This window comes from Photorhabdus machadonis (assembly GCF_052657765.1).
This window is the reverse complement of sequence record NZ_CP199761.1, coordinates 1,310,190-1,331,832: the sequence shown is the minus strand read 5'-3', so window position 1 is coordinate 1,331,832 and position 21,643 is coordinate 1,310,190. Positions and strand designations below refer to the sequence as shown.

Sequence of the window (21,643 nt, the reverse complement as noted above, 5' to 3'; positions counted from 1 at the left end):
CTTTCTTTGTCCGTTGCTATTTTTAAACAAAACTCAGGCTATTAAATAACTTTTCAAAATAATAGATCACTTGGAGGGAACTCAGTCCGATTTTTGCGATCTGATCAATTGCGAAAAATCCCAAACCCCAACACGGACTGAGTGATGCCTATCATAGCACCTATACCTCAAGATGAATGCCAGAAAATGAGAAAACTTATCCATAAAACCCGTGATAAGAACTATTCCCGTCGATTAACGGCGTTATTGATGCTCAATGAAGGATTGACAGTGACTTATGTCGCCAAGACCCTTCATGCCGCACGCTCTTCCGTCAATCGTTGGGTTCAGTGGTTTACATTATATGGGCTGGAAGGACTCGAAAGTTTACCCGTTGGCCGACCTGTTGTCTGGGATCTCTCCCCGCTCTATAACCTCTTACTTTTCTTATTACAGCAATCCCCCCAAAAGTTAGGCTATCTCCGCTCTCGCTGGAGCCTTGAACTCATGACTCATACCCTCAATGAATTACTCAACCTCTCTCTGACGCAAAATGTCCTTTATCGTTACTTTGCTCAGGTGGGGATTGTCTGGCGTAGAGCGGCACCCACAGTGAAACAACCTGATCCCGAATACGATGAGAAAATGGCAAAGATCGCGGAAGCCAAAGCGAACATTTCAGAAAAACATCCCGTTTTTTATGAAGATGAGGTGGATATTGATTTAAACCCGAAAATCGGCGCGGACTGGTGCTTCAAAGGACAACAAAAACGGGTTATCACCCCGGGAAAAAACGAAAAACATTACCTTGCGGGCTGCCTTAATGCCCAAACAGAGCAAATCACCTATGTTAAAGGAGTAAAAAAGAATTCTGATTTATTTATCAAAATGTTAGATGAACTGAATCATCAATATCCCCATGCGGAAACCCTCACATTAATCTTAGATAACTACTGTATTCATAAAAGTCAGAAGGTAAAGGACTGGCTGGCACGACATCCAAAATTTACCCTGTTGTTTTTACCGGTCTATTCACCGTGGCTAAATAAAATAGAACGGTTATGGCAATCGCTCCATGAGACAATAACGCGAAATCATTGTTGTCAATTTATGTGGCAGTTACTGAATTATGTTGATGCCTTTTTGGCATCGTTTTCATCACAGCAAAAGCCAGGAAGACAAAAAATGGGTGTAGCACAATTATGAAATCTTATTTATCTATAATATCTATAATATCTATAATATCTATAATATCTATAATATCTATAATATCTAAGTTATTTTCTGATAAGGTGGATAGTTCCATATTAAAAAAAACACCATTCTTATCTAAGTCTAATGTTAACTTATTCTTTTTAATCTCTACTATATCATTAGTAAGGCAATCAATAGTCAAAATAACTTTTGGGCAAACATCATTAAGGATATGGTTTCTATAACTTAATGGGTATTGAGGGTCAACAGGAACATAACAAGCACCAATCTTTAAAATAGCTATTAAACTTATAACTAATTCAATAGATCTTTCACAATAGACGGCTACTCTTGTTTCTCGTTCTACTCCCATAGCTACTAACCATCTAGCTACTTGATTAGCACGCGAGTTGAGCTGCAAATAACTCAATGTTTTGTTATAAAGTTTGTTAGAATCCATCATAGTAGTTCCGATACATGATGGTTTATCAGAATTATGTATTGATTGTAATTCGAAATGTTTAATTAAACTATTTTTTGCTATTTTATTTTCTGATCCATTGATTGAAGTAAGTAATTTTTTATCTTGATTACTTAACATATTTATATTATCAATACAAAAATCAGAAAATAACGCCAAATACTCAAGAACCAATTCATAATGCTTTACCATTCGTTTAATTGTTTCTTCAGTAAATAAATCTGTTGCATATTCTAGAGTTAATTCTAATGAATCTGAACATTCAGAGAACTTCCAGTTAAGCTCATGCTCAGTAAATTTATTTTTATTGAAGATAATTTTATTCATCATAAGATTATCTGACCAATTTATATTGTTAGATATAGAAGTGGTATCTAAATAGCTTTTCATAATACCGATACAGTTGGTCTATTTGATTAATGTCCGAGTAGTGCAAGTCTGATGCTTGATAGGCAGCATTAACTTATCTCTCTGCTATGCATAGCGCACAGCCCTTGCTACACAAAGCGTTGTACGGAGTGGAGCACTATTTTGGAAAGTTATTTAGGCAAATAATTATTGGAATTAATGACCTATGGTTATTATTTCTTTTTTTGTTAGACTCTTCAATTATACGTTCAAATACTAACTCTTGATGTTCAAAACTACATAATGCTACCTTATGAGTTTTTTCTAATAACTGTTTAATTGTCAATTTATTAGAAAAATCTAATCTTATAGGTAGTATATTGGTAAAAAAACCCACTATATCTTTTAATTCTTCATATTTTCTACCTGTAACTGTCGTACCAATGAAAATATCATTTTTTTTACTATATTGATATAAGACTATAGTTAAGCTAGTCATTAATCCTATAAATAAATTCGTATTGTTTGACAAACAAAAATTTTTAACAGTATTTTTTAATTTGCATGAGTATGAGTAATGATAAGTGGCTGAACGCCACACTCTAGCAGAGGTATGTACATGGTCATAAGGAAGAGATAAATTATTTTGATAACCAGAAATTTGTTCATTCCAATATAATATATCTTCAAGATAATTTTTTTTGTTCTATAGCAACATAATCAGAATACTGAAAAATTAAAGGAGGTAATTTATCTTTTTTATTATTTGATATAGAATAATATAATTCACGCAAGTCTCTAATTATTATATTTATAGATAAGCTATCTGAAATTATTTTATGAATACAAACTACCATTATATGTTTTGATTTATTTATACGCAATATACTAAATTTAATCAAAAAGTCATCAATTATATCAATGGGACAGTTCGCATGACTTTTTATATATTCAATAATATCTTTTTCTTTTATATCTTGTACGGAAAGTTCAATAGATACTTCATTTTTTATATTTCGTATTAGTTCTATTTTATTCTCATGAGTCTTAAATGAAGTTCGCATTAACTCATGGCGTAATATCAATAAATCAATGGCAGATTTCATATTGTCAATAGAAAAATTAGCACCTTCGAAATACATAGAAAATGAAACATTACAATTCCGGTCATGAACCCAATAGTTAGATCGTTTAGAAAAAGTAGTATTCTGTTTCAATGAACGTTCCTATCATTTTATCGTGTATCTTTTCGGATTTGGAATAACCTATCGTTTTTCGATTCAGCCTTTTTAGGCGGATACGGAGGGTGAGATTGGTTCTCTCGATACGTTGGGTAAATTTCTTTCCGGTGAGGTGTTTTCCTTCAGGAAGGCTATCGTAAACAGCATAATCATCTGTACAGTAAAACCGGATATTAAAAGGGGACAGAAACGCCAGTAATTTTTCCAGCGTTTTCCTGCTGCGATCACCAAACACATGCGCCACTATCCGTTTCATACGGGGTTCCCAGGCGTACCAGAGCCAGCGCTGATTCTTCTTGCTACCGACAAATGCCCATTGCTCGTCTATTTCACAGATAATCTGAATGTCACTTCCCGCCAGCGGCAGTATGGTTACGTTTCTTGGCGTGAGCTTTTTAATGTGCGAATGACCGTGTTAATGCCGACTTTCAGGACGCGAGCGGTGTCCCTAACCCCCGAGTTATTCATGGCCATATCCACAATCCGCTCTTTCATGCCGGGGTGACAGGCTTGATAGGTGTAGTCCAGTTGAAAAGTTTTACGGCACCCATAGCAGTGATAGCGGGGATGCCCAGTACGCCCTTTTCCATGTCCTTTCACCTCTTCCGCTTTGTGACAGTAACGGCAAACCACATCCACTTTAGCCATATCTCACCCATAATAAAAAGCGGGGAGTTTACCACAATATCTAATCATTGGGAGCATGACCACCATGAGCAGCTTCTGAATTAACCCGAAAAAAAATATATGATGGTTAATGAAGACAGACATTTTTTATAGAGTCGTACAGAATATCTGCCAGCAGTAAGGAGCGGGAATGATAATACTGGAACGTTTAAAAAAAATATTTAGTGATTTGAAAAGTAATCTGCACGATATAATTGGAACGAAAAATCAGAGCGAGGAAGTCTATGGTTCGCTGACACCAAAAATAATAACTGATAGCCGTATGGATGAGTACTTCAAGGCGCTGGATTTCGCATTCTCAAAGAGAGATGTAAAAAACATTGCCATAACGGGACCCTACGGGGCTGGTAAAAGTACGGTTATACTTTCATACCTGACTGCTAAACTTAAAAAAGACTATATAAATGTCTCTTTAGCAGATTTTTCAATATCGGGGAAAAAAGATGAAAAGCCGCCAGAGAATGCTGAAATTGAATTAAGTATTCTTCAGCAAATCCTGTATAAAGAAAATAAAGATAATCTTCCTGACTCACGGGTTGACAGAATTCAAAGCAGGGATTTAAATCACGTCGTTTCGCTTTTTGTAACATCAGCCAGCATAGCATTCCCATTATTTTTATTCTGTCTGTCAGTTTTTCCGAAAAGGATATTATCATCCTTCGGCGCTAGTGACTCAATCATTTATCTTGTGAATAATGCTTATCCAGAGCGTTTATGGTGTAGTATAATACTGGCTTTTATAACTCTTTTTTTTATCGTCCGGGTTGCTTCAAAGGCTGGTATCTTTGATAAGAAATTAAAGTTAAGCAAGTTAGCTTTTCTTCAGGCTAGTGCCGAGGTGGCTCAGCAGGAATCCTCCTCACTGCTTAATAACTGTCTTGATGAAATAGTCTATTTCTTTTCTCGTTCAAATAACAAAATTGTGGTGTTTGAGGATCTGGATAGACTTGGTAATACTGAAGTTTTCGTTAAACTTCGTGAGATTAACCAAATAGTTAATAACAATCTAAGGAACAATCCCGTCAGATTTGTCTATGCATGCAGAGATGATATATTTCTTGGCTCTGACATCCGGACCAAGTTTTTTGATTTCATTCTTCCGGTCGTTCCCGTGCTGGATGCGCGAAACGCTTATACCCATCTGAAAAATATACTAAAAAATTTCCCCATCAGGCATGATGTTCTTCTTAAGCAGACGTCACTTTATATAAGTGATATGAGGTCTTTACAAAATATTGCCAATGAATTTAACCTATTCAGACGAATAGTTGATGAAAATAAAAATGAAGCTAAAATTTTTGCGATTATATTTTACAAGAATATTTATGCTCAGGATTATAACTTAACTGATAAAAATTCAGGGGTTCTGTATTCAATCGTAAGAGATTACCGACTGAAAAAACTTCATAAAGAGTATTTTAAGTCTTTGGATGAAGATAAGGATGATCTTCATGCTAAACTTGAACGGTTAAAAAAAGAATCAGCGTCATCTGCTGCTGATGTTAGATTGGAAATTATTTGCCGATATATTTCAAAGCCATTATGGCCCATATTGAACTTTGCACATGATCAATATGGTGGTCGCCAAGGAACAGATAGTTGTCAACCAGGACAATTGTATGAAAGTGAAGATTGTTTTTTAAAATTCTTTGGTTCAGATTATTCCGTGTATATAGGCTATCATAATCAGAACTACGGGAACTATCATTACTATAGAGCAGAAGCAGACAATGTAATCGATGAATATAATGAGCGCGCTAAACTTGTTTCTACAGATAGAATAAAAGAATACAAAAGAACAGCAGTTGAGCTGAATGAGGTTAAAGAGAAGATAAGAATAAGGAACTCTATCACCATTGCTGATTTAATAACAATGATAGGCGAGGAAAAATTCAAAGTAATAGCTCAAGATTACATCGAGAAATGCAAAGATCCAGATATCCTTGATGAGAAGCAACTGGAGACGGTTCGTACAGGTTTTCGGCGTGGTGGATTTGAGGCTCTTTACTACCTGCTGACGAATGGTTACATCATGCAGGACTACATGATGTTCCGGTCCATCTTTCATGAAGGAACTATTTCTGTTAATGATAATGACTACATCAAAGCAGTCGGTCGTTTTACAGGTTGTAAAGAGGTTAATGACAGTTTTTCACTTGATGATGAAAAGGAAGTTCTTTCAGAACTTATAGAACAGAATTACATTTACCGTGAAGGTGCCATTCATCATCAGCTTGTGACTTATATGATGAATAAGCAGAATACAGTAAATGAGCGTCATCTTTCCGGTATAATTTCAAAGATTTTCGAAAGAAATTCTGATGAGGTTATTTCTATTTTCGATATACTGGATTCGAAATTCACTCAGCAGGAATCATTTAAATCATTTATTGTTGTCTCTATGGAAAAGAACCGTTATCTTGACAGGATGCTATCCCTTATTGAAGGCAGGGAATCAGACGAAATACAGACAAAAATAATTATAAATATGGTTGCGTTTGTGGATATAAATACTTCAGAGGATCGCGAACAATACAGGAAGTTTGTTGAAGACAGCGGATATAAGCTGGTCTCACAACTAAACTCAGAAACGTTCAAACCATTTATGGACAACATTCTGAAGCTCGGTGTGGTCTACGATCATGTTACCCTTCCGGTCACACTCTTGGAGCACAATGCTTTACGCTTTGTTGCTGATAATGAAATGTATCGCTTTGACAAAGCCAATTTCAGAACCGTGGTAGCAGGTTTGATTGAGGATGATAAAGTTACCTGTGAGAGTGTTGATGCCCATCCACTTTCACTGGTTGCTGATTATAAGTTGTCAAATGTTAAAGCCGCTATTGAAGATAATACAGATGCATTTGCACTGGAGATTTTTATCGGTTCAGAAGAGAAAAGCGAAACAATTGTCGGCCTGCTCCAGTACCCTTCTCTCAGTAATAAGGTAAAGGTTAAGATCCTGGAAAAAATACAGTTTACTTTGCCTGACCTGCACTTGTTTAATGAAGCAGTAGACGTTGGACTGGAGGGGGTTTCTTGGCACGATTTATTCTACCAGTATGATCATGTCGAGCCTGACTGGAAACCTCTTCTGGCCTATATCTATGAAGAATGTAATATTTCCGTACTGTCCAACTATATCAATAAAAATGCGACTGAGCTGAGTAATCAGCATGTTGATCTGGTTGACGGGGATAAGTACGATCTTCTTTATATGAAAGTTATCTGCAATGATGATATCAGTGATAATGCTTATGCGTCGATTTTAACTTCCATAATAATTAACGAGAAATGGTGGGATGAAAGGCTGAGTTTCAGTAATTTCCATAGAATTGTGGTAAATAACAAAGTCTGTTTAAATCATGAGTCCTTCAATAAAGTAATAGGCCTATTTGACGTACTAACGGATGATTCGGAGTGCAGAACTTTCCTGTGCTGGTTTATACAGTATAAAAATGAGTTTCTGAGTAACACGGACTTTTATCTTCGTGCTGATGATGACGCCGTCTTACTTGAAGACTTGCTGTCAGAAATATGCAGTTCGTCTGATTTTAGCGTGAAGGAAAAGGCAGAGTTACTGTTAAAATATAACACTACGTATAGTGACTCTTTCTTGGATAGTTTAAAACTATCCAGTGACGTGATTAAGATGATGGTTAAACTATCACCTAGCGATAGTCTGAAAATCAGCCTTATAATCAGGCTTCTCATGTACAAAGACATTGGCAGGGCTGATATTGCAGACATGGTGTCTGAGTTAGATGAAACCGAATACAGGAAGTTATTCAGCCAGCAGACAGCCACCCTGACATTGAGTAACAATAAGGAAGCAGAGTCCTTTATGTTGGCCTTGCAGGAGAGTGAACTCATCGTCGAATGGTCGTCCCGTCAAGATGGAAAGTATTCTGTTATCTGTCGCAAAAAATCGCGTCAGGAAACAGGCAACAGCTGATACCTGTCTGGTTGGGGATTTCCGCTGGACTCCCCAACCACCCTGCCCGACCGCTGTTCGCCTGATTTACCCTCTGATAACAGAAGGTTAGTGCAAATCTCCGTTTCCCTTAAGTCAAGCCAGTGCAAACAGGCGTCGGTATAAGATGCGTTTTTTACGCACATTTCGTTTTTTACCCAATTTTTATGCGATGCTGTCCTGACCGATCACCGATTTATTCGGCTTCACTGCGCCGCTGCCAGCACGGCACAATAGTGGTCTGAGGCGATAGCCAAGGCAAAACCCTGGCCGGTTCGGCCGGAGGGTGGCTTTTGAAGGCTGGAAAGTGCACAGAGTGCGGAGAATGAAAAATTGAGTATCATCCCCCTCGAGATGGGACAGAATTCACGTAGCGCGATCAGTCTGCCTGGCGGCTTTGCGCGTGCCGTCCGGCTACGCGAAATGGCCATTGCCGCCGATCTGGATGTGCCCCGCTACCTGCTGGCGCCGGAAATTGCGGTGCTGCTCGACTACCTGCCCGATCTGCGTCAGCGCATGCTGATCGAGACGTTGTGGAATACCGGCGCCCGCATCAATGAAGCGCTGGCGCTGACACCGGCCGATGTGTTTTTCAATGATCACGAACAAATCCTGTATTTTTCCTTAAGCCCGGCAGAACGGGTTGTTCTCGAACAGTTTCGCAATACCCAGACTCGTATCCATTTCATCCTGCAACTGGGCTATTTCAAGGCGAAACAACAGTTTTTCAACCTATCACTTGATAAGGTCAGCCAGGATGTTCAGTATATTGTGACCACGTATTATAGCGATACTAATGCGGCCCGGTTCACAGGTTCACTCTCCCGAAAATACAGGCGCAGCCAGCGGCAGGCTATACTCTCGCTTTTTGGTTACCGAAACTGGTCTCCGCAATATACAGCTGAAATAGAATCTCATCTCGCTTATTTGTTGCGTTACTATCCCAAAGGGCACAGTGCGTTTCGTCAACTGCTGGCATACTTTGAGCATCAAAAATTGATGCTCCCGTCCTACCGAATACTCCAGGATATTTTCAGCCACGCCTTTATTGTGGAGGAAAATCGCCTGAATGCAGCAGTTTCCTTGTTGCCTGCCGCAATTACTGAGCAACTTTCCGCGTTAGTACAGCGGGATGACGGTATCACCGTCCTCAATATTATCCGTGCCGACCAAAAGGATTTTCAGTACACCGCCGTCAGAATGGAAGTAGACAAGGCATTACGCATTGAAGATCTTTATCGGTTTGCCAGAGACTTTCTGCCTTCTCTTATGTTGTCAAAAAATGCCATCCGTTACTATGCGGAAATAGCCGAACAATATGCTGCTTCCCGGTTGCGCAGACTGAGCAAAACACAACAATGGCTACAGGCCTTGTGTTTCGTCTATCACCGCTATCAGCAGATCATGGATAATCTGATTGTGAGTTTTTGTTATCACACGCGGGCTATCATGGATGCGGGTAAAATTTATGCGTCGATAGCCCACATGGAGCACAGTGCCAAAGTTGTCACGGACTTTCCCGGACTGGCAAAGTTTCTGAAATGGTTTCCAGAGCGGAACCCAAACATGAGTCAGGCTGAACTGGATGAAGTGGCGTTCAGTATGCTCCCTAAAGAACAATTTTCAGTCATGGCAGAATTTTTGGAAGGTAAATCTTTTGATAAGAAGGCAGCGTTGTGGGAATACTACGGTAAGTCCTCCCGCTTGCTCTCATTGTATCTGCGTCCGATATTTACCCGGGTAAAACTTGAATATTACAAGAAAAACAGTGAAATCGGCGAACTGATTCCTATGTTGAAAACACATTATGCCAGCGGTAAAAGTCCCTCCGCTTTAAAAATCTGTGATGAGCTGGGATTCACCCTTCCCAAAAGTATGAATATCTACCTGAAGCGGAAACCCTCGGACACCCGAATTGATCCGTATTTATTTGAATTTTTTGTCTATTTAAAGGTTCTCCATGAGATTGAGCGGGGCCGTCTGTATTGCAATGACAGTGTCTCGTACTGTGATATTGATACCGATCTGGTTGACGATGCGCTGGTCGATAACGTTGAAAAGATCGCGGTGGAGTTTGGTTATTCCCGCCTCCCTGTTTACTGTGACCAGCGTCTTGATGAAGCGCTACAGGGACTGAATGAAGCCTGGGAGAGAACGACCCACAATATTCGTGCAAATAACAATCCCGGCTTTTATGTTCGTGAAACCAAAACCGGACAACAACACTGGAGCCTGCGCTATGACAGCGTTGAAAAACTGGACGATGCTTTTTTCAAAAACTTACCCAAAGTCGATATTGCTAATATTGTCATGTTCATCGGTGAGTTGACTGATCTGTGGCGTGGATTTACTCACCTGAAAGATCGCTATACCAAGCGGAAAAAACCGCTACCGTTGGCAATTAATGCCTGTTTGCTGTCAGAAGCCTTTGGGTTTGGTGCGTTGAAAATGGCCGATATGTCAGATTTAGAACTCAGCCAGCTTCGCGCTGTACGAGAGGATTTTATCCGGGTTGATACACTTTGTGCGGCCAATGAAATCGTCAGTAATCATATTCATTCACTGGCAATCTTCAAACAGTGGAACCTCATGGATAACAAACTATTGGCTGATGCAGACGGGCAAAAGTTTGCGACCACGGACAGTACGATACAATCCCGTTATTCCAGAAAGTATCTGGGTAAAGGCCGTGGTATCTCGCTCTACACACTGCTCGCCAATTACGTGGCGGTGAATGCGAAAAATATCGGCCTGAACGAGTACGAAGGCCATTCGCTGTACGACATGATTTACAACAATAAAACGGAGATTGATATCCATATGGTGACAGGAGATAACCACTCCTTGAACAAGCTGAATTTTGTCACGCTGGATTCCATTGATGTGGATTATGTACCCAGCATCAAGAATGTGCGTCACGCCGCTGACGATATTTATTCAGCTACCTCCCTGGATTACGATACCGGTATCCTTAAGCCCAAAGGGGTGATTGATGTCGAACGTATCCGCTCTCAGCGGCGAGGCGTTCTGCGTATCTTGCTTTCATTGATCATGCAGGAAAATACCCAGAGCAATATCATCCGCAAACTGAACTCTCATGCCCGTTACGCCAGATTAAAAGCGGCGTTGTTTGAATATAATGCCATCTTCAAGAGCACTCATGTCCTCAATCTGATTGATAATATGGCACTCAGAAAAGCGATCCGAAGTGCCCGAAACCGCACGGAAGCCTATCATCAGCTCCAAAGTAACATCCGAAAAACTTACAACGGTATCTTCAAGGGCAAAAAAATCGTTGAAAACCGGGTCAGTGCCCATGCGGCCAGATTGGTTGCCAACTGCATTATTGCCTACAACAGTATGATCCTGAATGCGGTCTACCAGAAGATGCAGGCCAACGGTGTCCCTCAAGAAATTATTGATGAGTTTACGCGAATTTCGCCGATTGCCTGGACACACACGTTGTTCACGGGACGATACAATTTTAAGAGAAATCACGGGAAAATTGATGTAGAAGCGATGGCAAGGATATTGGAATCTCACCTGAAACAACATTTTTGGCGGGATGACTAATCAGGATTTTCTCTCAAAGTTTACAGATCTGGGGGGTGTTCCACAGAACCCCTTGTATATCGCTAATTGACTGAAAAAATGCAGGATCAGGATTAGTCATAATCCAATCAAGAAATACAAGTGCAGATACCCTCTCTGGCATTATCTCTGCTATATCGGTAGCAATCCAACTGGCATGAGCAACTGAGACCAATATAAGCTGTTCTATATCTAATGAATTAATAAAAGAAACAACATCATTTAACAACATCTCTGGTGTTAATGGCAATGCCGATTGTGAGGACAATCCATGATTACGCCAATCCAAACTAATTACTCTGAAAGTTTCCGCAGATAACACTTCAAATGGAAGAAAAACCGTTTTAGGTTCACACCATCCAGGAAGCAGTAGTAATGTTATTGGACCGATGCCAGTGTCATTGTAATCTATTGTTATATTATTGCAGTGAAATTGACTCATAATCCTATCCTCAGTAAAGAGATTATAGATACCATTCTGGGTTTCTTTTTCAGTGTTGTACGCAATTTACATACCAAATGATAACAAAAAATGAACAATGCTACACTAATAACCGTTTGATACATTAATCATATAATCCTCACCATCAACGTTAGATGTCGAGTTATTTACCATAATAATTATGAGGCAACCAAGTGATTAAGTCAGAACAATTGGCATTCAAAACATCGTAGTCACCAATTCATGAATTTATTTAACATATAGAACTCAGCATCATATATTATTACAGCGACTATTCTTATCCCATCTCTGATTAAATGGATTTCACAATATATTAGGGGTGGGGCTATTAAATTCTTATCGTAAAATTATAAAATTCATTACCTTATAAATATTTAACCTCGAAAATCAACTAAATTATATAGACAAAAAATATCCCATAAAATTATTCAACATAAAATAATGTAAATTAACCTCAGCTTCGTTTAAAGATAGCGATCTCATTATCCCGTAGATTCAAGCTCGGTTTTTTAGGCTGGAATGTATAAGCAATAAGACCGGCAGCAACTTCTAACAAAAAACCGAGCTGACTGCGATGCCTTGAATGTTCTATCTGAGAAATATTTTTGAGCTGGTCGACGACCGTTTCTATCAAAAATCGCCGTCTTAACATCAACCTATCCCAGAGAGATAATGCTTTGGCTTTCATGTTACTCCGGACATTGGTGATTAACGTGACACCTTCCGCTTCTAACTCATCGCATAAAGCCTGGGACAAATACCCTTTATCCCCATACAAACAGCCTGTGAGTCCTTTTGTCAACGCGCTGACTGGCTGACGATCATCCTGGTTTCCTGCGGTGAGTTTCACGGCTAACAATTCACCGCAATCATTGATAACCAAATGAAGTTTAAAGCCATAAAACCAGCCTGTGCTCGTTTTACCTCGTTGTGCCATCCCTTCAAATACGCGATGACGAGGAATACGACGATTGTGACAAACAGCAATTTTGGTGGAATCAATAAAAGCAATTCCTTGAGTTTGTGCCTTACGTGATGAAAGAAAAGCGCATAAAGGAATAAGCGCCCTTTTTTTCAGGGTGAGGATACGCGTATAGCTGACTAATCCGGGGAAATCGGCTGTAAGATATTGTTTTACATGTTCAATATAAAATGTTTTAAAATCACGATAATGACTCATATGAAATAAAATGAGGATCATCATGACTTCACTGAGAGAAAGAGATGCCTCCCGGTGTCGTTTACGTAATCCATGTTCAATGAGTTGTTGATGCCAGAGAGGAATAAATTTTTGGCAAAAGTCATCGACGCAGCAGTAAAGTTCTTCTAAATTAACCATGCCTGAGGGTCTCCACGATTTTGTTTTCTTTAGCAAAAACTTTGATCGTGCCTCAGGCACTTTAGTTCCCTTCCCTTAAGCGAAGCTCAGGTTAAATTAAATAGCCCAAGATATTGACTACTCAGGCTTATAGACACTCTGGATAACAAAATAAAGGAGACAATTGCACTACAATTCTTTTTCCTGCCACGATTCGTTGTTGGCTCTTTGCCTGTACGGCTTGTTTCCTATCCCAACGTAGGCGAGCTCTTAGAAACAACTTATCATGGGAAAATTGTGGATTTAAACGCATAGAAAAAGTGAAAGGTAACATATCCAGGCGATAGTTCATCTCACCCACTGTCAATACTTTTCCTTCAACAACCGTAAGCAATGACAGCTCAACGTTTGCTGTTCTGGGCAGAGAAATTGGCATGGTTACATCCCCCTCAATCAGCGGTGATGCGTCATTCTTGATTACCTCACTGACACATCCGGTAATCAGCAAACACAGCAATGCCAGCCCTATTTTGATCATAACAAGCTGATTCTACGTTGTGATAATGGGGTATGCTGCCCATCCAACAAACGCTGTAATGCTGTCTCATGTTCCAACTCTATTACAAGACCTCTACTCAATACCACAGCAAGCGGTTCATGAACATTTTGCGGTACATGTCCAGGTATAACCCGGCGACCGCAACAAAGATTGTCATTCTCATGAGATACGTTTGTTAAATGCATAGGCAATGAATTATCAATTTTCATACTCGCATTCCCAGAGAGTTACTCAGTTGAGAGTCAGTCGGAAGTTGAGCCTGCAATAACTCCTGCCAAAACTCGGCATGATCTAACATACTCGAAAGGCTCTCTTCAAAAGCAGCCAGATTCAGCCGACTGGCTGACATTTGCCGATAAAGCTGCACCATCAGAGTAGACTCATCAAAACCAAAGTGAAGATCAAACTGATACCAATGACGATTAAAACTGGCTAATTGACGAAAAATTCCCTCCCCGACCGCAGTGATATCAGCAACATCTACCTGTAAAACGAATTGGTCACGTTCAGGAATGAAGATCAAAGAGAGGTTAAGATGCTCATCAAAACAGAGAGCAGCCACACCTTCATGATTTAACGCTAAGTGTGGCAAGCCAAATTTGGCAGCAAAGTCAGCCAAAACTTGGTTGATGATAGCTATCACATCCATGGATTACTCCCGCAGAGAAGGAAATCAGGTAAACTCGAAGTTACCGCGCGGTTAAGCAAACGGGTTACTCCCGCAGAAAAGGGGATTAGTTTACTATTATCATCTTTTGTACCTCTGTCACTAAAAGGCAGTTCTTTTAATAAAAAGGTCACCCCAGTGATTATCAAAAACCAAACACCGGATCATAAATGGATACTTTTTCTGTAACACATTTTGCTCTGTAAGATGTCCTACGAAGATAACCATTTCAAATGAAATACTATCGTGGGATAAGTTTTCTTGGTCAGCTTATTTTTACACTAACCTTGGTAAATCAAAGCCCTGATCCAAAAACCAAAGCATTATTAATAGCTTGAGCGCCCCTTCCTAGGGCGCTCATATCTACAATATCAACATTTATCTGCTACCAGCATTACACCGTACGTAATACTTGAACCTCACTCTGAGAGAGTTGTTGCAGCAATTGCAAAATATCTTTCATAAAGTTGTTATTCAATGAGATCTGATCTTCACTCTTTTGTTTTTCGTGCTGGGCAACAGACGCATCGACTTCATGTTCCTTGGCTTTGGCCTGAGAAAGTCCTTGTTCTACCTGCACTGCATTATTAGACATATCTCTTAAACCGTTCATCACCGAACTGGAGATCTGCTGCTTGCTGTTACGATTATCAAAAACCAGTGTAAGAGATTTCAGAGCATTCTTGTCAGCATCTTGCGCTGTATCCCATACTTTACCAATCGCTGCCCGATCTGCATCACTACTTTTACCTGACTGTTGCATCTTGACGTCGATTAATTCTTTACGGCCAGCAATATTATTGTCCAGCGTCTTCTGCTGTTTAATCGACTGACTATTTTTAAAAGCAGAGAAGCCCCCTATCAATGCTGAACCAAATGCCATTACACCTGAAACAACAGCCATAGCAATCGTCAGCTTGGCACTATGACGCATCTCATCTACTTGTGACTTCTGAGCATTAATAGTTGCCTTGTTTTCAGTATCACGCTGCAAGATACCCAATTCACGCATCTTCCTGGCAATCTCAAAAAGCAGCGACATCATATCCAGTGTGCCAGTCAATTCTTGCTTGACATTATCTAACCGACTGAAATCAAGTCTCTGTCGTGGTGCAATCAAATCAACCTTATCCATACGCCCGGTTTTTTCCGACTGCTGGATAGCTGCTTCATGTATTGTTACCGCAGAATTTTTATCAATAACAACATCAGTTGTGTTGCTGAAAGTGATCGCCTGAGAAACGTTGAAGCTATCAATAGTATTCATCTTTTTATTCCCTAAATTTTATGCGGTTGGCTGGCAAGATTGTTCATCATGTCACCCCTGGCATTGAGCATCTGAAAGACCATTTCCATGACATGTTGGAAAGATTCCACCATCTGGGACAGCTCCTCTTTAAGCTTATCCATAACAGCCCTGAATGCCGTTAATTCGCTACGTGAAAGTTGTACATCTGCTTGTCGATTAGCCGCTTTACTCTGGAACGCAAAATTGGCAGTTTGAGCACCGCCATTAGCTAAATCAACAACCACGTCACTCACCTGAATACCTACTTTCACGCTACGAGACATAGTATTAGCTGTATTAGCTGCTGTACCGGCGACTTTTGCCGAAAACTCTGCCGCCTTTACCGCCATCTTAGCCGTCAATTCAGCCACTTTAGTGCCCATCTTCGCGCCCATTTTGGCTATCAAGCCAGCGGCTGAACCACCGAAACTGACTGCCGCTGCTGCCACAGCCATCGTAACCTCAATCGCAGTTATTACTGGCCCCAACCACTTCATGGTTTCCTTGCTGATTAAACCGTCTTGAGCCGCTTGTTGCAGCCCCTGAGACACTACACCCATTACCCCTCCGGCAATCAGCATAGCGCCTGCTACCGCACCAACCCCGGTAGCAACCATGATCGCCCCGACCACAATTGAGGTAATCGCACTGATCCAACCGAAGATTTTGGAAAATAACCCAGATTTTTGCGCCTCTTTGGCAGAATTTTCTGCTTCTTTGATCTTCTGCTGGTTCTCATCCATTTTCTGCAAGCTTTCCTGACGCGCCCGCTGGATATTCTGGATATTGAGCTTCGTTTGAGTACGCTCGATCTCACTGGTCAGTTTGCCCAGTTCAATTTCCAATTCCGCAGATGAGGATAACGCCAGAGAGGCCAACCGCGAAGTTTCTTTCAATTCTGCTGTCAGCTTTGTTGTCAGCCCTGCTGCCAACGCAGCGCCTTGCGTAACTGATGCGACCAGACTAGCTATTTTCCCTTGTTGCTGAACATCAAGACGAGTATTACTCACTGCTAATGGTTCCGGCAATGATACCCTTCGTGACTTAGCGACATCAGACGATACATTACCAGCCTGGCTAGGCGTAACGCGATAATCCTCTTTAGGGGGTGTAGCTACAGGGATATCATCAACCTGAAAACCGGCCCGCAATAGAGGAGCTCGGTGTTCATTTGCTATCAGAGTCATCTTCCTGAGTCCTTTTTATTGTGATGGCTTCTAACATTGCGCTAGAACTGGCAGCTAAAGCAGCCTGTTCCGGCAAAGCTGCCGCAAGCTGTTGAGCCGAGTAGAAGCCACTCTCGGCCCCATCAAGCTCTCCTAATTGCAAGAGGCATTCGGCAGCATGAAATGGAAAACGGGGCTCGTTAATATCAAGCATCGCTCCATAACTATAACTTTGGATCGCCTGTTCCAATTGTCCCATTGCCTGACGGCACGCACCCAATCCGAGGAAGAACCGGGAGTCATAGTGATCCAACATACATAAAGCCTGGAATATTTTATGCGCATCCTGCCATTTGCCTGACTGGTACTGATTGAACGCTAATGAATAAAGCTGCTCCAGCGTATCACTGGAGACATCCTTCAACATGGCAAGGGTACCGCCGTCGTGAAGAAAGGACTCCAATTCTTGTGCATACTGATCAGAAGTGGTAGATGTTTCTTGGTGCTCCATAATCATTCCTTAAATTGCGCCGAGAATATTGCGCATTATGCTGTCATATTTCTGAATAAAACGGTTTAGCGCTTCAATAGCGGCGTTGTAGCGAGAGCTAACATCATTTAAACGCGTTGTTTTTTCTTGGACAGTATTGTTTAGTGGATTTACGCGATCGTTGACCGAAGTAGAAAAGTTAGCCAAGGGATTATTATCCTTATCATATTTATATTCATTCTTCAGACCACTCATAGCCCCACTTTGCTTGTTGGGGCTTGCTAGAAATGTCTGAATGGAGAGGTTTGGTGATCCATTAGTAGATATCTTGATTAGCAACTTATATTCAGCACTCTTCTTAAAAGTGTCCTGATCACTAAAACCATATTTCTCATAGTCCAGCAGGTTGAAGGATTCACTATCATTAATCTTGAGAGTCCCATTAGCTGCTAATTTCGCGTTAATCTCCGATTGAATAACACTGTAAACCTTTAGCTCCGCAGTCAATGCAGCTAGTTCATCACGCAATTCGAGTCGTTTTTTATCATGACCTAACATGACAGAGGTAAATACTTCAGTGACATCATCATCAAGACGATCCGGCGTTAAATTAAAATGAACCGCAGCTAGGAAATCCCTTAATACCCAAGTTCTTAATTTATTCGTCGGATTATCCAAAAAGGATTTAAGATTCTCGATCCCATTTTTTATTTGGCTATCGAAGTGACCATCCTTAACAACAGCATCCGTCGGCAAGAAATAAGCGATCACTTTTTTCAGGAGCTCTTCATCGTCAGTAATAGTCTTTGTATCAAACTTTACCGTATCCCTAGCCGGATCATATTTTGCTTCAATCTTGATCTTATTTTTACTAATAAGCCCAACTAATTTATCAAGCTCTGAAGATCCTGAACCTTGTAATTCTTGCAGAGAAACCTTCTCCAGATCTGCTAAGAAAAGCTGTGGATCATTTTGATATGGCCTAATTTCCATCTTTAAATCCTTATACAATAATGCCACGCATACGAGGTGGACGGCGAAGACGCTTTCCCTCTTCCAAAGGGTGAGGATGGCTGCTTCGTAAGCGATTAACTTCTGTTAACAGCTCCTGCTCGGCATCTTGAACCAAAGAAGTATCAGCATGACCAAACAGTGCTGTACCTATATTTGGGTTGATGCCAAGAGACTGCCACATCTCCTGTAACAATTGCAGTCTGTAATCACTGTCCTTAATGGCTTCCTCAGCAGCATGCCGTACTTTGGCATTAGGTTCCTCTTGCATTAGTGACTCCTATAATAAAGACAGATATTGATTCTTCCTGTCAGCGTTGGGCTTTTTTTTGTTGTTTTCTCATCTGATGTAACGAGATAACGCGACTGACATCTAACTCGAACCAACCAGGCACCACCTCACTCGCCCCTGTCCAACGGCAATAAAAGCGGGCCAAGCGTTCATCATTAAGAGGTGAGTCAGCCAAGGTATTCACTTGACCATAAAGCCGACTACCCACGCCAAGCACTTCTATAGCGGCTGTTGCCAATAGATAAAGGGGAGCAAATGGATTAGCAAGTCCCCGGCGCTGCCGGGTACGACGTAACATGACAATCCAAACTCGCGGTGCATCATAACGCCAAGCTATTTCACAACCTTCACACCACACACGCCAGCCAAGAGGAATTGGACTATTCCCCATACAGTGAGGCTGCACCGAATAACCGCGATCCTCAAACCAGGGAGTAAGCGGATCATGATTCATAGGCAAACCCTGCCAAGAGGCTGAATATTGATCTGTTGAGTCAACTCCTGGTACGAGAGAACAGGTAAGCCGTGATGATCGCCTTCAATTAACTTACGGACATAACGACGAATATCCATTGATACAATCAACACCGGCTTATTCGGCATCTGCGTTAAATCGCCTACCGTTTTTTTCATCTGTTCAAGGAAACTTTGCGTCACCGCCGGGTCCAATGCCAAATAACTCCCTGCGCTCGTCTGGCGAATACCTCCCCGGATCTGCTCTTCTACCTGCTGATCCAACAGATAAGCAGGCAGGATGTTATTGCCATTTGCATACTTGTAACAGATGTAACGCTTGAGGCTACTGCGAATATATTCCGTCAACTGCACTACATCTTTCTCCTTTTGCCCCCATACCACCATAGCTTCAAGGATCGCGCGTGTATTGCGAATAGAGATATCCTCTCCCACCAGACGTTGCAGTATCTCCGTCATCCGTTGCAACGGGATGATGCGCATGGCCTCCTTGACCAACTCGCCATAACTACCTTCCATCTGCTCCAGAAGATAGCGGGTTTCCTGCACACCAATAAAATCTTCGGCATACTCCCGCAACACATGTGACAAATGCCAAGTGATCACCTGAGACATCGACAAAACCGCCATCCCCGACTTAGCCAAACGCTCCTGATGTGCTTCGGCTACCCACAAAGTAGGTTGATTAGGTAACAGAGGTTCTCCTTCTTCATAAGGGATAGCCAACAATTCCAACTGACTAACCGGTTCCTGCACCAGCAGATGAGATGAACGCAATCGACCACGGGCAACGGGCACCTCTTGCAGTTGGATCAGGTATTCACCCGCCTTCATGCCTTCATTGAAGCGTAAGTGGATACCTGGAAAGGGTACTCCCAAATCCAGATAGAGGGCGCGCCGTACCCGTATTAATTCATCGTTAAGCGAAATGGCTTCCAACTCAGCCTGTAATCCGGCATCCACATCAATAAGTAAAGGAACCGTCATCGCGAATTCCTCTTTCTCGCCGAGCCTACCGCCTTTAACTTTACTGCCAACCTTAGGCTTAGATTTGGCTGCCGGGGCACCGGCTCCTTGGGCCAACAGGCTGGGAAGATCAGCTTGCTGACTCACGTTGGCTTGCCGTTGACGCTGGAACAGAAAATACCCCCCACCAGTCACCACCAACCCAAGCATAAAAAAGATTAATGTCGGGAATCCGGGAATAAGGCCAAACAACACCAATAAAACACCACCAATCAGTAGCGCCTTTGGTTGAGCAATGACCTGTTCGCCAATCTCATTACCCAGATCCGAGGAGTCTTCCGACGAAACCCGGGTAACAATGATACCCGCCGTGATGGCAATCAGCAGTGCCGGAACCTGAGAAACCATGCCATCACCCACGGTCAAAATGGCGTAGAGCTGCAATGCATCAGATGCTGACATCCCCCTCTGAGTGACGCCTATGGTTATCCCACCCAGAATGTTGACAAAGATGATGAGCAGACTGGCAATAGCATCACCCTTAACAAATTTCATCGCACCATCCATCGAACCAAACATCTGGCTCTCTTTCTCGATAGTGCTGCGTCTCTCCCTAGCCTCATTGACGTCGATAACGCCAGCACGCATATCTCCATCGATACTCATCTGCTTGCCGGGCATAGCATCAAGGGAAAAACGCGCACTAACCTCAGCCACACGCTCTGAACCTTTAGTAATGACAATAAATTGTACGATGGTGATGATCAAAAAGATCACTATCCCCACGATCAGGTTTCCACCAACCACAAAATTACCAAAGGTATAAACAATCTTCCCAGCGTCAGCCTGCAAGAGGATCATCCGGGTGGTACTGACTGAAAGTGCCAGACGAAACAGGGTTGTCACCAGCAATACCGCAGGAAAGGCAGAAAACTGTAAGGGGGAGTTTATATAAACCGCCATCATCATTAGTACGATAGAGATGGTCATATTAATGGCGATCAGAATATCCAGCAGGAAAGGAGGAAGTGGCAAAATCATCATGAAGACAACCGCCAGCAATAGTATTGCCAGCATAATATCTTTGCGCTCGCCTATCCGGCTTAATAACTCAAGCCCGCGATTCATAATACGGTCCCTTGAGAGAGATAATGCTGATAAGCACTGCGTGCTTCTTCTAGGTTCCCTTCCTGTTGGCAGGCGCGGCTGACGCAAAGCCAAAGAGCTTCACTCTGTTCTCCTTGATCCCGTAAGAGAGCACAATGTTCTTTCGCCATGCTCCCCTGTTGCAGTTTAAGTAATGAAACCACCAAAGCACGGCGTCCTTCCTGATGTTCAGGGTGCAAAGCCAGTAATGCATCCAATAAAATACGAGCTCGGTCAGGATGACCGTATTGCAGTTGAAGCCAGCCGAGCAGCAACAGAGCGCTCTGCTGTTTAGCACTGAGAGTCATG

At 41.7% G+C, this 21,643-nt stretch carries 18 protein-coding genes and 1 pseudogene; 3 read left to right on the top strand and 16 right to left on the bottom strand.

From position 1 onward, the window contains the following. Nucleotides 1–144: 144 nt before the first annotated feature. Nucleotides 145–1,185: an IS630-like element ISPlu16 family transposase gene (locus ACUN2T_RS06640; RefSeq protein WP_445493697.1), complete on the top strand. Its 1,041-nt coding sequence runs from the start codon at nt 145–147 to the stop codon at nt 1,183–1,185. A gap of 4 nt (nt 1,186–1,189) precedes the next feature. On the opposite strand, the gene ACUN2T_RS06635 is transcribed toward ACUN2T_RS06640, so the two are convergent. The 3 genes and pseudogenes from ACUN2T_RS06635 to ACUN2T_RS06625 form a co-directional block, all read right to left on the bottom strand. After that, nucleotides 1,190–1,984 carry an AMP-binding protein gene (locus ACUN2T_RS06635; protein ID WP_445496804.1) on the bottom strand — a complete coding sequence of 265 codons (795 nt, stop codon included), beginning with the start codon at nt 1,982–1,984 and terminating at the stop codon, nt 1,190–1,192. 196 nt (nt 1,985–2,180) lie between these two features. Beyond that, nucleotides 2,181–3,144 (bottom strand): annotated as a pseudogene (locus ACUN2T_RS06630) (condensation domain-containing protein). Between the two features lie 49 nt (nt 3,145–3,193). Next, a protein-coding gene (locus ACUN2T_RS06625; protein ID WP_445496803.1) for an IS1 family transposase occupies nt 3,194–3,891 on the bottom strand; the annotation gives its coding sequence in 2 pieces (ribosomal slippage) (nt 3,194–3,642 and nt 3,642–3,891; 699 coding nt in all). A 169-nt stretch (nt 3,892–4,060) separates the two neighbouring features. Here ACUN2T_RS06625 and ACUN2T_RS06620 point away from each other — a divergent pair. Next, a complete protein-coding gene (locus ACUN2T_RS06620) occupies nt 4,061–7,885 on the top strand; it encodes a YobI family P-loop NTPase (RefSeq protein ID WP_445496801.1) in 3,825 nt (1,274 codons plus the stop codon). A 351-nt stretch (nt 7,886–8,236) separates the two neighbouring features. Further along, nucleotides 8,237–11,476 (top strand): Tn3 family transposase, encoded by a 3,240-nt coding sequence (locus ACUN2T_RS06615; protein ID WP_445496799.1) that lies wholly within the window; start codon nt 8,237–8,239, stop codon nt 11,474–11,476. Nucleotides 11,477–11,489: 13 nt separating this feature from the next. Here the strand turns inward: ACUN2T_RS06615 and ACUN2T_RS06610 are convergent, their stop codons facing one another. The 13 genes from ACUN2T_RS06610 to sctY form a co-directional block, all read right to left on the bottom strand. Further along, complete coding sequence (locus ACUN2T_RS06610) at nt 11,490–11,936, bottom strand: alpha/beta fold hydrolase (RefSeq protein WP_445496797.1); 447 nt, start codon at nt 11,934–11,936, stop codon at nt 11,490–11,492. 475 nt (nt 11,937–12,411) lie between these two features. Beyond that, nucleotides 12,412–13,296 carry an IS982 family transposase gene (locus ACUN2T_RS06605; RefSeq protein ID WP_445494444.1) on the bottom strand — a complete coding sequence of 295 codons (885 nt, stop codon included), beginning with the start codon at nt 13,294–13,296 and terminating at the stop codon, nt 12,412–12,414. Between the two features lie 127 nt (nt 13,297–13,423). Further along, nucleotides 13,424–13,813 carry a YscW family type III secretion system pilotin gene (locus ACUN2T_RS06600; RefSeq protein WP_445496796.1) on the bottom strand — a complete coding sequence of 130 codons (390 nt, stop codon included), beginning with the start codon at nt 13,811–13,813 and terminating at the stop codon, nt 13,424–13,426. Next, on the bottom strand, nt 13,810–14,043 hold the full coding sequence (locus tag ACUN2T_RS06595; RefSeq protein ID WP_445496794.1) for a T3SS regulon translocated regulator ExsE family protein: 234 nt from the start codon (nt 14,041–14,043) through the stop codon (nt 13,810–13,812). Before ACUN2T_RS06595 ends, ACUN2T_RS06600 begins: the two co-directional genes overlap by 4 nt. Beyond that, nucleotides 14,040–14,483, bottom strand: coding sequence for a type III secretion system chaperone (locus tag ACUN2T_RS06590; protein ID WP_445496793.1), 444 nt, complete (start codon nt 14,481–14,483; stop codon nt 14,040–14,042). The genes ACUN2T_RS06595 and ACUN2T_RS06590 overlap by 4 nt, the downstream gene beginning before the upstream one ends. Nucleotides 14,484–14,895: 412 nt before the next feature. Next, the gene (locus tag ACUN2T_RS06585) at nt 14,896–15,768 is read right to left on the bottom strand and encodes a YopD family type III secretion system translocon subunit (protein ID WP_445496791.1); all 873 of its coding nucleotides are present in this window, start codon (nt 15,766–15,768) and stop codon (nt 14,896–14,898) included. An 11-nt stretch (nt 15,769–15,779) separates the two neighbouring features. Beyond that, complete coding sequence (gene sctE / locus ACUN2T_RS06580) at nt 15,780–16,976, bottom strand: type III secretion system translocon subunit SctE (RefSeq protein WP_445496789.1); 1,197 nt, start codon at nt 16,974–16,976, stop codon at nt 15,780–15,782. Further along, the gene (locus tag ACUN2T_RS06575) at nt 16,957–17,466 is read right to left on the bottom strand and encodes a SycD/LcrH family type III secretion system chaperone (RefSeq protein ID WP_350305453.1); all 510 of its coding nucleotides are present in this window, start codon (nt 17,464–17,466) and stop codon (nt 16,957–16,959) included. The genes sctE and ACUN2T_RS06575 overlap by 20 nt, the downstream gene beginning before the upstream one ends. Nucleotides 17,467–17,475: 9 nt before the next feature. Continuing rightward, a complete protein-coding gene (locus tag ACUN2T_RS06570; protein WP_445496787.1) occupies nt 17,476–18,438 on the bottom strand; it encodes a virulence-associated V antigen in 963 nt (320 codons plus the stop codon). Nucleotides 18,439–18,448: 10 nt separating this feature from the next. Further along, complete coding sequence (locus ACUN2T_RS06565; RefSeq protein WP_445496785.1) at nt 18,449–18,727, bottom strand: LcrG family type III secretion system chaperone; 279 nt, start codon at nt 18,725–18,727, stop codon at nt 18,449–18,451. Between the two features lie 40 nt (nt 18,728–18,767). Beyond that, the gene (locus tag ACUN2T_RS06560) at nt 18,768–19,202 is read right to left on the bottom strand and encodes an LcrR family type III secretion system chaperone (protein WP_445496784.1); all 435 of its coding nucleotides are present in this window, start codon (nt 19,200–19,202) and stop codon (nt 18,768–18,770) included. Then, nucleotides 19,199–21,316 carry a type III secretion system export apparatus subunit SctV gene (sctV, locus tag ACUN2T_RS06555; RefSeq protein ID WP_445496782.1) on the bottom strand — a complete coding sequence of 706 codons (2,118 nt, stop codon included), beginning with the start codon at nt 21,314–21,316 and terminating at the stop codon, nt 19,199–19,201. Before sctV ends, ACUN2T_RS06560 begins: the two co-directional genes overlap by 4 nt. Next, nucleotides 21,313–21,642 (bottom strand): type III secretion system chaperone SctY, encoded by a 330-nt coding sequence (sctY, locus tag ACUN2T_RS06550; protein WP_445496780.1) that lies wholly within the window; start codon nt 21,640–21,642, stop codon nt 21,313–21,315. Before sctY ends, sctV begins: the two co-directional genes overlap by 4 nt. Nucleotide 21,643: the final 1 nt, after the last annotated feature.